Raw genomic sequence first — 13035 nt, 5'->3', positions numbered from 1 at the left:
TAGCACAAAATTACGTTTCAACTCAGTAGCTGAGCGGTACAGAACTGTAAGGAATGAACGGTACAGATACTATCCGGCCAACTGGCCGGATAGTCTGATCGCTTCTATTCGTTGAGCGGTATAGTGATCTGAAAAAACTAGTCTGAAGTAATTAGAAAATATTCCTGAAAATGAAAAAGTATATCCCGGAGTGAATCGTACCCCAATCTTATTACATTGTTGGTAAAAGCTCTCCATATTAATCCGTTCAGGCATTCTGACCCATATATTGTAGCCTCCTGAAGGGCTGAGCAGCGTAATGTCCTTCGGAAAACTCTCTGTTAGAAGCCGGACTGTGAAATGCGCATTTTTTGCCAGTTGCATACGAAAGTTGCGCAGGTGGCGGTCATAACTGTTTGTTTTCAACAAGCGGTTTACGGTTTCCTGATAGACCGGAGATACACTGCTACCCAGTGAAAATCTGATCTGTTCAGCACGTTCCATAAATCGTCCGGCAGATAACCAGCCAAGTCTGATACCCGGAGCCAACGTTTTGGAATATGAGGAATACGTCATCACAAGTCCGCTTTCATCAAATGCTTTAACAGGAAGCGGCCTTTTATTCGTGAAGCTCAGATCTCCGTAAATGTCGTTCTCTATTAAGGCGATTCCTTCATATTGTATAATACGGAGCAGAGCTTTCTTTTTTTCATCCGATAATAATACACCGGTCGGATTATGAAAATTGGGTGTAACCAACACTGCTTTTATGGTATTTTTCTCACATGCTTTTCGAAAAAAGTCTACATCGAATCCACTTTGATTATCTGCCGGTATTTCTATTACTTTCAGGTGGAGTACCCGGATAATTTCCAGTACCGAAAAGACACAGGGGCTTTCTACTGCAATAATATCACCTGCAGTGCATACTGAAGATAATGCGATATACAAAGACTGCAATGCTCCGTCTGTAATCAGCAATTCTTCCGGAGAATGGACAGTCTGATACCCGGCGGCATATCTTGATATCGTATTACGGAGATCAAAAGACCCATTTGCGGGATAATACCGTAATAAGCCGGCTCCTTCTTCCCGGATAACCTGTTGCATCGTGCGGAGTAATAGCTTTTGAGGTACTAATAAGTCTCCCGGTGCTGCGACATTAAACTCAGAAAGTTGACGGCCGGAGCGGAGAGAGGTTGTAAGGAGGAGATTATTTTTGAACAGAGCATCTCTTACTACGGGTTTTCGGCGGGAGGAAATCTTTTCTTGTTCTTTTTCGGTGGCAACACGTACAAAATAGCCGGATTTGGGAATACTTTCGACTAGGCCTCGGATAATAAGATATTCATATCCGCTCTGTACCGTAGTTATGCTGATCTGATATCTATCTTTTACTTCACGAACCGAAGGAAGTTTATGACCGGGGAGATATATACCCTCATTGATATTCTTTTCTATAAAAGAGGTGAAGACTTCATATTTAAAGGATTTCATATAACTGTACCGGTTGTTTTATAAATATGGATTGACTGTACCGGCAAATTTGTGAAATTAAAAACACAATTTCCTATATAGTTCAGACATAATTTTTTGATACAGTTGTAGTAATCCTATTCATTAATAATCAGCTTGAATCCTATTCCTCTGATATTTACAATTTTGATGTCCTCATCTTTGCTTAACATCCTTCTTAATTTAGTTATAAATACGTCCATACTCCGGGAGAGCAGATAGCTCTCATCTCCCCATATGTATTTTAAAGCTATACTTCTGTCCAGAACACCATTTTTATTATCAACCAGCATCTTTAGTAACATAGCCTCTTTAAATGTGAGGTCCTGTTTCAGGGGGCCATACTGGAGAGACAAATTCTCGAAATTTAGTTTGTACTTACCGATAGCGATTTCTGGGCTGGTTGAAGTCTCTTTTATCGGAGCAGACCTTTTTAACTGAGATTTGATACGGACAATCAGCTCTTCCATACTGAAAGGTTTTTTGAGATAATCATTTGCTCCAAGTTCAAAACCTTCCACAATATCTGCGGTTGAAGATTTGGCTGTAAGAAACAGGATCGGAATATCATTATCTACTTTGCGTATTTCCTTTGCTACTGTAAATCCGTCCTGTACGGGCATCATGACATCAAAAATACAGATATCAGGACGTTGTGCCCGAAATGAAGAAAAAGCTTTGAGTCCGTCTGTGACCCATGTAACTGTAAAACCTCTGCTTTCCAGAGCTTCCTTAATAATTTTTCCCATTAAGACTTCATCTTCGGCTAAAAGGATATGGATGTGTTGCATGTTAATTATCATTAGGGATTAAAGGGATCTCAATGGTGAAAGTAGTACCTTTTGATACTTCACTGTTTACTTTAATAGATCCATTGTGCAGATGGATTATTTTTTGAACATAGCTTAGCCCCAGACCAAAACCCTGCGCATTGTGCACATTGCCAGTAGGAACTCTGAAAAAATTATCAAATATTTTATTGAGATATACCTTCGAGATACCTATTCCGTTGTCCCGGAAGATCATATGAAGATTTTTATCGTCGTTGTAAAAACGTATTAAAATATAGGGATGCTCTTCGTTTTTTCTGTATTTGATACTGTTGTCAAGTAAATTAAACAGCAGATTGCCAAAGTGTACTTTATCTGCAGTTATCAGGTCTACCTGGCTGTCATTCTGAATGTCCAGTACTCCGTTAACTTCAGCCAGCAAGGGTTTACTCTGGGTATAGAAGGTTGTCAGCAATTCGCTCAGGGAAAACTCCTCGAATTTGATGACAAAAGGCTTTTCATGTGATAATTTCAGTACCCGTTCTATCATAGAAGAAGTACGGTGCAGTTCATCAAGACAGATACCGAGATATTCATCCAGTTTTTCAGGATCATCTTTTATTCCAAAATACCGTATAGACTGAATGGCTAACGAAACGGTAGAGATGGGTGTCTTGAACTCGTGCGTCATATTAGAGATAAAATCATTCTTAATCTCGGAGATTCTTTTTTCCTCTCTCAACTGTTTGATAAGATAGATCAGACCATACACAAGGAACAGGACAATAAGCAGGGATATTATAAACGTCCAGAAAATGCTCTTCAAAGGGCCTATCATATCGTCTTCCACATGTATAGTAACAAGAAAATTAAGATCGATAGCTTTATTCTGTACAGCGATAAAATTATATTTTTGAAACTGAAGTGTATCTTTTGTGTACCAGATCCGGGGCTGTTGTACAGACTTCAGAGATATTTCATATCCGTTTGTTATCTGGTTAGCCTCAAAGTGTTTTTGTATAACCTGACTGATTGATTTTTCGGCATCGACCAGCTGATGCTTTTGCGGAATTTCTGGTTTATAAACCGAAACTTTAGAAGATTCAGTAAGCGTATTTGAAGAGGAGTCTTTTACTGAACCAATATTTTTTACCGTATCAGATTTTTTTACCGTATCAATAGTGGTGTTTATATTAAAAGTCACTACATTTTTTCCTTCTTTGGTTGAAATGGAATCTTCCGAATAAATCTGTGTCAGACTCTGAATTGTTTTGGCTAACTGTCTGGCAGCTAAACTGTCTTTTTTCTCTATTTTATACAGTTTATTCATTCTTAATAAACTGTACTGGTCGAGACTTTCACTTAACACACGTCGTATATTAGCCTGATTCTTTTCTCTGTTCAATTTAAAGTCACTATATAGCCAGTAAGTCTGAAGTATCAGCATGGCTATAGTGCTTATGGCAAGCAGATAAATAATGACTTTAAATTTTCTATTTTCCATCGGTTTTTGTTTTTCATATTGAGTAAAACAAGGATTTACCCACTTTTTTTAACACCGTTTCACAGTCGTTAACACTTGTTAACAAATCTGTTAACTGTTAACGCTAATTAACAAATAATAATCAGCATATCCGCAACTGAAGATTCATTTTTGTGAGTACAAAATAAATATATTTTATATGAAAACGAATTTAATTAAACAAAGTATCTGCATGAGCTTTATTTTCTTAATTGCAGTTACTACTAAGGTTTCAGCACAGGAATATATGGATGCTTATGTCAGATATGCGGTGTCGCATGTAGCGGATTCGACACGAAAAGACAGTCCTATCAAACAAGATATGTATGTTTATGTGTCTCCCAACTATTCTTACTATTCCAAAATGCAACCGGAGAGTTTTTCACCCAATCAAATGTCATTCTCTTATGACAATATTCCTTCAGATGTGGTAGACAGTTATCTGTACAACAAGTCTTCGCAGGAATATTTTAAAATGGAATTTGCCGGCAACCTTTTCAGAATTAAAATGGAAAAGAAATCGATTGACTGGGATATTAAAGATGAAGAAAAGGAGATAGGCGGATATAAGTGTATCAAAGCTGTAGGCACATTTGGGGGACGTACCTATGAAGTCTGGTATACTCCGGAATTGCCTTACGCTTATGGACCATGGAAACTGGACGGCCTTCCGGGACTTATTCTGGAGGCTAAAGATGTGAAAAATGAAGTCATATTTGCTTATTCCGGTTTTAATAAAATGTCTGAGAATTTTGAATTTGCCAAATTATATGAAATGCAGGAAACTACTGCTGAAAAGGTTGCCAAAGCAAAAAAAGCAATGGAAGCAGATATGCTGACATCTATGCTCGCCTCAGTACCTGCAGGAAGTAATATAACATTCACGGGAGAGGACGGCAAGGAGATATCAAAAGAAGAAGCCGAAATGCTAATTCAGCAGCATAAAAAGAAACAAGCTAAAGAAAAATCTTTCGAACTCAATAATCCTGCTGAAATCAATAAATAATGAGAAGCATTATTCTGATCATCATAAGCCTTCTGGTATTGAACCAGAAGGTCTATTCTCAACAATATGCGGAGGGAAGTGTCCGGAACAGTACAGATGCGATGATTCCTTATGTAACGGTCTCTTTGATGGATACTAATCAAAAAGTCATTAAGTCACTGAGGGCTGACAGTAAAGGTCATTTTAAAATAGAGATCGCTAAAGAACTGAACAGGGACAGTTTGTTCCTTGAATTCAAACATATTGCCTACGTTACACAGCGGGTCGAGTTGTCATCTCCTTCTGCAGTTTATGCTGTAAAGATGATAGACAAACCAATTTCTCTGGATGAAGTACAGGTGAAAAGCAAGCCTCGTATCCGACAAAACGGAGATACAACAACTTATAAAATGGGCTCTTTTACTTCAGCAGAAGACAGGAATATAGGTGATGCTATCCGCAGGATGCCCGGTATGGAGGTGGATGATGCCGGAGTTATCAAATACAATGGCAGGACAGTATCGAATATGTATATTGATGGAGATGATCTTTTGAATGAAGGCTATGGAATAGGTACACGTACCATAAAACCACAAATGATTGAAGATCTGGAAGTCATCCAGGGACACGAACATCGAAAAGTTAAACAGGGTTTGTCAAAATCTGACGAGGTGGCTATCAACCTGAAAGTAAAAGAGGATGCAAAACTGAAATGGTCAGGACAGGTGAGGTTGGGAGCCGGCTTACCATATGGCGTGGAAACAGATAATAATGCAATGACCTTCAATAAAAAATTTAAAACGTTGAACAACTTGCAGGGAAATACTGTTGGTGATGATATGGCAAAGGAAGTGACTGCAACACATTCTTTTGATCTGACCTCGGCAACTTCTGCCGGCAGTCCTGCTATACCCCTTAACAGATATAATAAAAATCACTCGTTGGCCGTCAATCTGAATAACTTATATAATCTAAACAAAAACTGGCAACTGAAGAATAATGTCAATCTTTGGGGAGATCGTGTCAACAGACAGAGCAGTATTCTACAGAATTACAGAATTGACGATCAGCTGATCAGTTACGATGATCGTATAGAAACAAAGTCCAGATCCATGTACGGGCATATCAGCCTGGGGCTGGAGTCAAACACGGATAATTACTTTTTCAAAGATTATCTGGCATTCAAAGCCGGAAGTTTAAGAGATAACTCTTTTATAACAAATAATAACAACGACTTTTTTCAGCAGGACCGGGATCAGTCCTACCGGTTCAGTAATAGTCTGGAATATATGCCAAAGCTCCGGAATAAACATGTACTGACTGTTTACAGTAATGTTTTTGCAGGCCGTCATAAGGAAAACCTTAGTGTTTCTCCTGGCATTATGACTGATATTCTGAATGCAGATAATCCTTATAAAGAAGTGCGGCAACAGGTAAATACGCCAGAGTTGTCATTCCATACAGGAGCAAGTTATACAGTACCCGGACGCTTTATAAATCAGGAGTATAAAGTAGATTATCAATATAAAGATATACGGCTGGAATCCGATCTGCGACTGGCAGATCTGGATGAACAGATCAGACCCGTCACCGGATTTGTTGACAATACGTTCAGATGGAAAGAGAATGTTGTTGAATTATCAGGAACATGGAATGCAAAAATCAAAAAATCAGAATTTCAGGTGAGATTACCGGTTCAATACGGAAGGTGGAATCTGGCGGATCCTAATTTTGATTTTCGCGATGTGGAAAACCGTATTTTCTTTAATCCTATAGCTTCTTTTAAACAATACATATATAATAAAGATTACATTAACCTTTCCTATTCACTTCGGAATGTAACGGGGGCAATAGATAACATATACAAAGGGAAAATCTTGGTCAATTTCAGAGACCTGATTGCCAATGATGCACGTTTTGATGTACGTAAACAGCAGAATATGACAATAGATTACAGTTTTCAGCGTCCTTTGGAAATGCTCTATATGAATGCCTCTGTTTCTTATTCGCAGATGAATGCCAATAATATTGTTTCCCGGAATCTGACACCTTCAGGAATCCAGTCTGTTTTTATTCCGCTTAAAAATAAGATGAATACGCTGAACTCCAATGTAGGTATTAGCAAGTACTTTTCCGAACTGAAGACTTCTACATCGTTCAAATCAGCGTATAACATTACACATTACAATCAGCTGCTGAATGCACAGTTGCTACCCTACCAGAATGCAGAACTGATTGTGGAGCCAACCGTTGAATTTAAAGGTATTCAGGGGGTAACACTAAGCTATAAAAGTGTATGGACAATGTCCAAAAATACAGTCGATGAAGAATTGGCTGCAGCATCAGCGTTTGACTCAAAAAACCAGTTATGGGTGAATAATCTGAGCATGACGTATGTGCCTTTCTTCAATTTTTTTGTCAAAGGAAGTGTGGCGCATAGAAAATTGGAACAGACCAATCTGAAAAGCATTCAAAATACTTTTCTAGATATGAATATCCGGTATAAAGTTCCGAAATGGAAAATGGAATTTGAGCTGGAGATGCGCAACCTGAGCAATATCAAAATGTATGAGTCTTATTCCATCAGTGCTGTGCAGGAAAGCATTTCAAGATATCCGCTCAACGGGAGACTCTCTTTATTCAGAATGAGCTATCTTTTTTGATCCCTTATATGTGAGGAATACAAATTCCCCGATAACACTGCTATTCCCGGGAAGGAGGGATAACCCGTATATAGCAGTATTGGGGAATCCTTACATTTTTATACTAAATATTACGCTGCTTGTGCATGGTATGGATGTGAGGGTTTTGGAAGTGGATAAACTGACGAACCGCAAATTCACCTTTTTCAGAGTAAACACGATTCGTCAGAGATCATTTTAGTTGGATTTTTTTAAGGATACGATGGTTTGCAAGACTACAGAAGTCATTACCAACAATAATCCGATGTAAAAGAACAGGTTTAATTCCTTACTTTCATCAAAAAACAGAAAGGCCAGTATAATCGCGTAAACAGGTTCGAGATTGAAACTTAAATTTACAGTAAAGGCAGGTATTTTTTTAAGCGATTCTGCAAATAAGATATAAAGACCAACGGTACAGAAGGACGCCAGTAACAGGAGATATCCGATATCTCTCCAATCAGGAAGGACAGTTTCTACGGGAAAAATATACAGATATAAAGGCATCAATATTCCTAATCCTATAGTTCCTCCAATCATTTGGTAGTAATTGATGAGCCTGCTGTCATACTTTTTTACAATACGCTCATTGAATAATGTATACAGAGCTGCAAAAGCAGACGAAATAATTCCCAGGACTATTCCTAACTGGTAAGATGAATCGAAATGAAAGATTAAAGCTATTCCTGCTAATGTCAGTACACTTAAGAGTAATTCATTGACATTGAATTTACGACGGTTGATTAGCGGGTCAAATACGGCAGTGAAAAAGCTGGTTAAACAATAACAAACTACGCCTACCGAAATGTTGGAGTATTTGATGCTGGCATAAAAAAACACCCAATGCATTGTAATGAACATTCCGATTTTGGCAATATCAAATTTTTCTTTAGTAGTGATATGCCTGGAAACCTTGAATAGAGATAAGATCATCCAAAGGATAATAGCGGAGAATAAAACTCTGTACCAGACCAGAAGGCCTTCATTGACAGCTATAAGTTTTCCGAATATGCCGGTAAAACCTGCAAGTATTACCGCAAAATGTAATACCAGATATGATTTTTTCATAAAAGAATTGTCTTCCTGTCCCAGAAGAACAGGGGTATAAAAATTAATAAATAACTAAAATCAGATTATAAACATATATGCCAATCAGCCGATCCACAATCTGTATAATCTACGTATCTGTTAAATATTAAGGGGTAGGAGGAGGAAGACTACTCTTTCTGTTCATATGTATGCTTTTCTCAAAACTAATGAATAACAGTGAAAATACCAATTATTCATGCTTACAGAAGTTTCGTGTTTGTCACCATTCCAGCATAATGCCCACGGTATAGGGAGTTAGCGATTCTATTTCCAATTGTAGAAGTTCCCGGATGTGTAGCATGTCTCCATCGTATACGATCCGTTCTTCTATTTCTAAAGCACCATCGATAACTGAAATCAAGTGGTTGCTAAAGAAGACGTTAACATCATAATTAAACGTTTGACCGCTATAAAAAGCCCCAAGAGAAATCGCAAAAGGTATGGGCTGCGTGAATTCTGCTTTTAACCACGAATTCGGCGTATCCGAAAGTTGAATTGTATATATTTCCTGCCATGGAGCTATTGCTTCAGTTTTATCCTCTTTTGGAATGATCAGGTGTATAAAATTTGTTTTTTCCTGTGCTTCTACATTCATTAGATCTAATTTTGTGGTATGATCTGTTGAAAGGAGCAAGACCTGACCAATATTGATCTGAATGATCTGATTATCGCTGTAAATCTGCAGATCCCCGTATATGGGGATAAATAGATGATAATGATTTTTCTGTAACCTCGTGTTGTAATGTATTCCGGCCGCTAAAGAGCAGTCTTTCCATATATGAGGATCCGACCTGCTCAATATACGGATTTCCGGATTCTCATATTGTTCTCTGCTGTCTGCAATATGTAAACTGATATTATTAATCATGATCCGCCAGATGAAGGTGTGTAATAGTGAGATAGGGTTGTATCCGTATTAAGTGTGTGTGATATACCGGTGAAGTCTGTTGGTCCGAACTGATAAGCATCATATCTGCAATACTATCGTGCCATTGAAATGTTTCGGAGAAAAAGGTTATGGCAATCTTAAAAGAATGAAAATGTTGCATATCAGCCTGAAGAATTTCGAGATGGAAACGTTCAAAATGTAGCATACGTACACCCTGATTATCGATGATATCAGGTATTATTTCTTTCAGCTGAGACAAATATCCTATAATTGCACCACTGACAAGATAGGGTAATCTCTTAGCGTCAGGGTATTGGAGAAGCAGATCGGAATAGGTGGTATACAATCCCGATCTGTCGTAATTCTGAAACTGCAGCCTGTATTCCATAAATGCACTCTCCAGTACCATCTTTTCCCAGACTCCGGTATGTTGAGAATCTATAATCTTGCGATATGAAAACTGTATTTTTCTGATTTTTCCCATTTTTATTATGCACTTACCCTTATCGTAATAGCCAGCTGCATTCCTTCAGACAGGGTTCCGGTAACAGTAGACATTTCCTGATCTACCCCATCGCTGAAAACATTATCCTTCGCATTATAGGTATATCCGCTTATGCCCTTAGTATATCCATAGCTATTTCCATTGGTGTTGACGGACACGGAGAGACTATCCTGAAAAGCAATCTGCGTAACCAATAATGATTTGCCACTACTGTTGTACACATGTACATGAATATGAGTTGCTCTTCCCTGATACCAGCCCGGAAAGATAGTCTGAAAAGTCACAAGACCATTGACATCCGTGATCTGGCGTCCCCGAAACCAATGTTGATTCTGATAGTTGGCAGACTGCATCTGGGTACCGCCGTATTCGGAATAATCTCCTTTTACATCGCAGTGCCAGATATCAACAATAGCATCTGAAAGAGGATTACAACTATTGTTGGTGTTGACAATACTGATATTAGTCTGCATGTCTACTCCGAGTCCGTCTCCTTTGCGTATGTCACTGCGTATATAAGAGGCAGGACTTTTAGTCGGAAACGGACCTTCAGTCTCCTGAGGGGTTACTTTACAGGAAGTACTGACTGGGACATCGCTTGTACCTGTATTTGTTTCCTCTGTTAAAGATGAATCTTTTTTACAGCCATTGACCAGCAGCGGAGAGGATGCTGCCAGAAGAGAAAGTGATCTGATGAAATTTTTGCGTTCCATAACATTGCTATTTTTAAGTGATCAAATTATGACGCTCATCGTGAAGAGCTTGATCAATAATAGCAAGTCTTATGGTTAAAAAACGTTAAGTGACGATCAACGATACAAATGTGTCGATGATTATTGCAGGAAAGATTTCAGTAATGTTATATGACGTTTGCTCACAGGTACTTCTGCGGTAGATAGCTGAACTTTTCCCTGACTTACAGAAATTACCTGCGATAGTGAGATGACATAACTGCGATGCACCTGAATAAAATGCAAAGGTGGAAGTTTTGAAAGTATACCTTTCAGTGTGCTTAAAGTCAGGATAAAACTTTTAGTGGTCAGGTGAATCTTGACATAGTCCTGCATAGCTTCCAGATAAACGATTGTATCTATATCAATTTTTTGAAGTCTGTATTCACTGTAGACCGTGATAGATGAAATGGATGTATCCGACTGAGGTTGCCGTTTGATAACTTTTGTTATTGCCTTATTAAAACGGTCAATATCAAAAGGCTTAAGCAGAAAGTCTGTAGCCTCTAATTCAAAACCGTCAAAAGCGTACTTCTGATGTGCTGTAGTAAATATAAACTGAGGGGTATGCGTTAAGCTCTTAATAAAAGAAATGCCATCCAGATCTGGCATATCGATGTCCAGCAATACCAGATCAACAGGTTGTACCTCAAGATATGCCCGTGCTTCATATGGATTATCGAATGCTTTTAACAGATGTAGCTCCGGCAATTGTGCAATGTAATGTTGAAGGAGTTGCAATGCCAGCGGTTCGTCGTCCAGTATAATACAGTTAATAGGCATGATCAGGTTATAATACTTAATGTGACGTTAAACCATCCGTTTTGCTCCTCAATTGTCAGGGTGTGTCTTTCAGGGTATATTTGCTCAAGCCTCCTTCTTGTATTTGCGATTCCGATACCGGTCGAAACCGTAGGTACAGACTGAGCATGTATTCTGTTTTTTGTCTCAAAATACAACGTATTTGCTTCTGTATATAATCGGATATAAATAGGTGAATCATTGACTTTACTGATGCCATATTTGAAAACATTTTCTACAAAAGACATCAGTAAAAGAGGCGCAACATAAATATTTGAAGCTATAGGCTTCAAATCGATATTTATAGGATGAGAAATGCTTAACCTCATTTTTTGCAAATCAGTGTAATCTCTTATACAGTCTGCTTCCTGCTGTAACAGGACAAACTGATTTTGAGAATCATCTGTGAAATAACGCATAATCTGGGCCAGTTTATAGATGCTCTCAGCTGTAGCAGGATGGTGACTGATCGCCAAAGCATATATGTTATTCAGCGTGTTGAACAAAAAATGGGGATGTACCTGCGCTTTGAGAAAGGCTAATTCTGCCTTTGTTTTTTCGCGTTCGATTTCTGTAATACGTTGTTCCGTATCATTCCAAAGACGGGTTACACGATAGGCCGCACCCAATGCCAGTACCATTACAAAAATATATAAGGTCATAATATCAATGCGAATGGGATGCTGTCTTTTCACGGGTGGTGGAGGTACAGGCCGGTCTCGATGTTCAGTGGGTATTGGAGGGAGCGGGGGATGATCATTATCCCGCATAAGCCTGTCGAATGGCTGGAATACTAAAAAAAACACTAACAAGACAGATACACTCCATCCGTAATACACGTATTTCTTGCGAAAGATAAGCCGCGGTATGAGAATATAGGTGTTGACATAATAAAGTGCAATAAAACTGAAACAAAAAATCCAATAACTGCTTCTGCCTAGCAGCTCAAAAAAATGACTGTCCTGATAGCCAATAAACAATAATGGAAACGACAAGAATAAAATACAGGCAATAAGCTGCAGATATAAGTTGATATTCCTCTTTTGCCTCATAGAGAAATAAATATAGGAATTATTTGTTTTTAATGCTCCGGATAAGTTTGCCTATTAATAGAATCAAAACTGTAAATATTAAAATCAGTGAAGAATAAAAAAGAACAACTAGCGATCCTCCCTGATGAAAATTTGATGTATTACTAAATAAGATAATGTTGAAAAGCAAATTGATTGATAAGATAATGCTAATAAACTTTTTGCTTTTACTCTTTTTAACCATAATAAAATAGAAGCCGGTTAAAAATATAATCAGATAACTTATGTACAAGAGTATGAATTCATAATCAACGGGAAGCATACGTTGTTTTTTGAAAACTAAGATATTATCTTATTTACTGATATCTATATATTTTGATGGATTATTCTAAAATAAAGTAGTATAGTTGAGCCTCAGAACCAAAATAGGGGAAATAAAAAAAGGTTTTCAAACGGGGAGAGTGAAAACCTTTATAACCAATTATAAACCTAAATTATGATGATACAAATATAGTGTATTTATAACACTAAGTGCAA

General features: G+C 37.9%; 11 protein-coding genes. 2 read left to right on the top strand and 9 right to left on the bottom strand.

Going from position 1 to position 13035, the window contains the following annotated elements:
- Positions 1 to 69 precede the first annotated feature (69 nt).
- The 3 genes from B4B65_RS13930 to B4B65_RS13920 form a co-directional block, all read right to left on the bottom strand.
- Positions 70 to 1476, bottom strand: a complete 1407-nt coding sequence (locus tag B4B65_RS13930; protein ID WP_293916183.1) for a PLP-dependent aminotransferase family protein — start codon at positions 1474 to 1476, stop codon at positions 70 to 72.
- Positions 1477 to 1592: 116 nt separating this feature from the next.
- Complete coding sequence (locus B4B65_RS13925) at positions 1593 to 2285, bottom strand: response regulator transcription factor (protein WP_293916182.1); 693 nt, start codon at positions 2283 to 2285, stop codon at positions 1593 to 1595.
- A 1-nt stretch (position 2286) separates the two neighbouring features.
- The gene (locus B4B65_RS13920; protein WP_293916181.1) at positions 2287 to 3768 is read right to left on the bottom strand and encodes a sensor histidine kinase; all 1482 of its coding nucleotides are present in this window, start codon (positions 3766 to 3768) and stop codon (positions 2287 to 2289) included.
- 178 nt (positions 3769 to 3946) lie between these two features.
- On the opposite strand from B4B65_RS13920, the gene B4B65_RS13915 reads away from it, so the two are divergent.
- Positions 3947 to 4792, top strand: coding sequence for a GLPGLI family protein (locus B4B65_RS13915; protein ID WP_293916180.1), 846 nt, complete (start codon positions 3947 to 3949; stop codon positions 4790 to 4792).
- On the top strand, positions 4792 to 7434 hold the full coding sequence (locus B4B65_RS13910; protein ID WP_293916179.1) for a TonB-dependent receptor: 2643 nt from the start codon (positions 4792 to 4794) through the stop codon (positions 7432 to 7434). Before B4B65_RS13915 ends, B4B65_RS13910 begins: the two co-directional genes overlap by 1 nt.
- Before the next feature lie 216 nt (positions 7435 to 7650).
- Here the strand turns inward: B4B65_RS13910 and B4B65_RS13905 are convergent, their stop codons facing one another.
- The 6 genes from B4B65_RS13905 to B4B65_RS13880 all read right to left on the bottom strand — a co-directional run bounded on the left by B4B65_RS13905 (position 7651) and on the right by B4B65_RS13880 (position 12129).
- On the bottom strand, positions 7651 to 8520 hold the full coding sequence (locus B4B65_RS13905; protein WP_293916178.1) for a DMT family transporter: 870 nt from the start codon (positions 8518 to 8520) through the stop codon (positions 7651 to 7653).
- A 241-nt stretch (positions 8521 to 8761) separates the two neighbouring features.
- On the bottom strand, positions 8762 to 9409 hold the full coding sequence (locus tag B4B65_RS13900) for a hypothetical protein (RefSeq protein WP_293916177.1): 648 nt from the start codon (positions 9407 to 9409) through the stop codon (positions 8762 to 8764).
- Positions 9402 to 9914 (bottom strand): hypothetical protein, encoded by a 513-nt coding sequence (locus tag B4B65_RS13895; protein WP_293916176.1) that lies wholly within the window; start codon positions 9912 to 9914, stop codon positions 9402 to 9404. Before B4B65_RS13895 ends, B4B65_RS13900 begins: the two co-directional genes overlap by 8 nt.
- Positions 9915 to 9919: 5 nt before the next feature.
- Positions 9920 to 10648, bottom strand: a complete 729-nt coding sequence (locus B4B65_RS13890) for an intradiol ring-cleavage dioxygenase (RefSeq protein ID WP_293916175.1) — start codon at positions 10646 to 10648, stop codon at positions 9920 to 9922.
- A gap of 120 nt (positions 10649 to 10768) precedes the next feature.
- Positions 10769 to 11449, bottom strand: coding sequence for a LytR/AlgR family response regulator transcription factor (locus tag B4B65_RS13885; protein WP_293916174.1), 681 nt, complete (start codon positions 11447 to 11449; stop codon positions 10769 to 10771).
- A 2-nt stretch (positions 11450 to 11451) separates the two neighbouring features.
- Positions 11452 to 12129, bottom strand: coding sequence for a sensor histidine kinase (locus B4B65_RS13880; protein WP_293916173.1), 678 nt, complete (start codon positions 12127 to 12129; stop codon positions 11452 to 11454).
- Positions 12130 to 13035: the final 906 nt, after the last annotated feature.

Origin of the sequence: Sphingobacterium sp. UBA5789, assembly GCF_002418355.1 — a bacterium.
In the GTDB taxonomy this organism is placed as follows: Bacteria; Bacteroidota; Bacteroidia; order Sphingobacteriales; family Sphingobacteriaceae; genus Sphingobacterium.
This window is presented reverse-complemented; position numbering and strand designations above follow the sequence as displayed.

Excerpts from the sequence above, each read along its gene's own strand:
- B4B65_RS13905 (WP_293916178.1), bottom strand. The coding sequence starts at position 8,520 with ATGAAAAAATCATATCTGGTATTACATTTTGCGGTAATACTTGCAGGT.
- B4B65_RS13880 (WP_293916173.1), bottom strand. The coding sequence starts at position 12,129 with ATGACCTTATATATTTTTGTAATGGTACTGGCATTGGGTGCGGCCTAT.
- B4B65_RS13925 (WP_293916182.1), bottom strand. The coding sequence starts at position 2,285 with ATGCAACACATCCATATCCTTTTAGCCGAAGATGAAGTCTTAATGGGA.
- B4B65_RS13890 (WP_293916175.1), bottom strand. The coding sequence starts at position 10,648 with ATGGAACGCAAAAATTTCATCAGATCACTTTCTCTTCTGGCAGCATCC.
- B4B65_RS13910 (WP_293916179.1), top strand. The coding sequence starts at position 4,792 with ATGAGAAGCATTATTCTGATCATCATAAGCCTTCTGGTATTGAACCAG.
- B4B65_RS13920 (WP_293916181.1), bottom strand. The coding sequence starts at position 3,768 with ATGGAAAATAGAAAATTTAAAGTCATTATTTATCTGCTTGCCATAAGC.
- B4B65_RS13895 (WP_293916176.1), bottom strand. The coding sequence starts at position 9,914 with ATGGGAAAAATCAGAAAAATACAGTTTTCATATCGCAAGATTATAGAT.
- B4B65_RS13915 (WP_293916180.1), top strand. The coding sequence starts at position 3,947 with ATGAAAACGAATTTAATTAAACAAAGTATCTGCATGAGCTTTATTTTC.
- B4B65_RS13885 (WP_293916174.1), bottom strand. The coding sequence starts at position 11,449 with ATGCCTATTAACTGTATTATACTGGACGACGAACCGCTGGCATTGCAA.
- B4B65_RS13930 (WP_293916183.1), bottom strand. The coding sequence starts at position 1,476 with ATGAAATCCTTTAAATATGAAGTCTTCACCTCTTTTATAGAAAAGAAT.
- B4B65_RS13900 (WP_293916177.1), bottom strand. The coding sequence starts at position 9,409 with ATGATTAATAATATCAGTTTACATATTGCAGACAGCAGAGAACAATAT.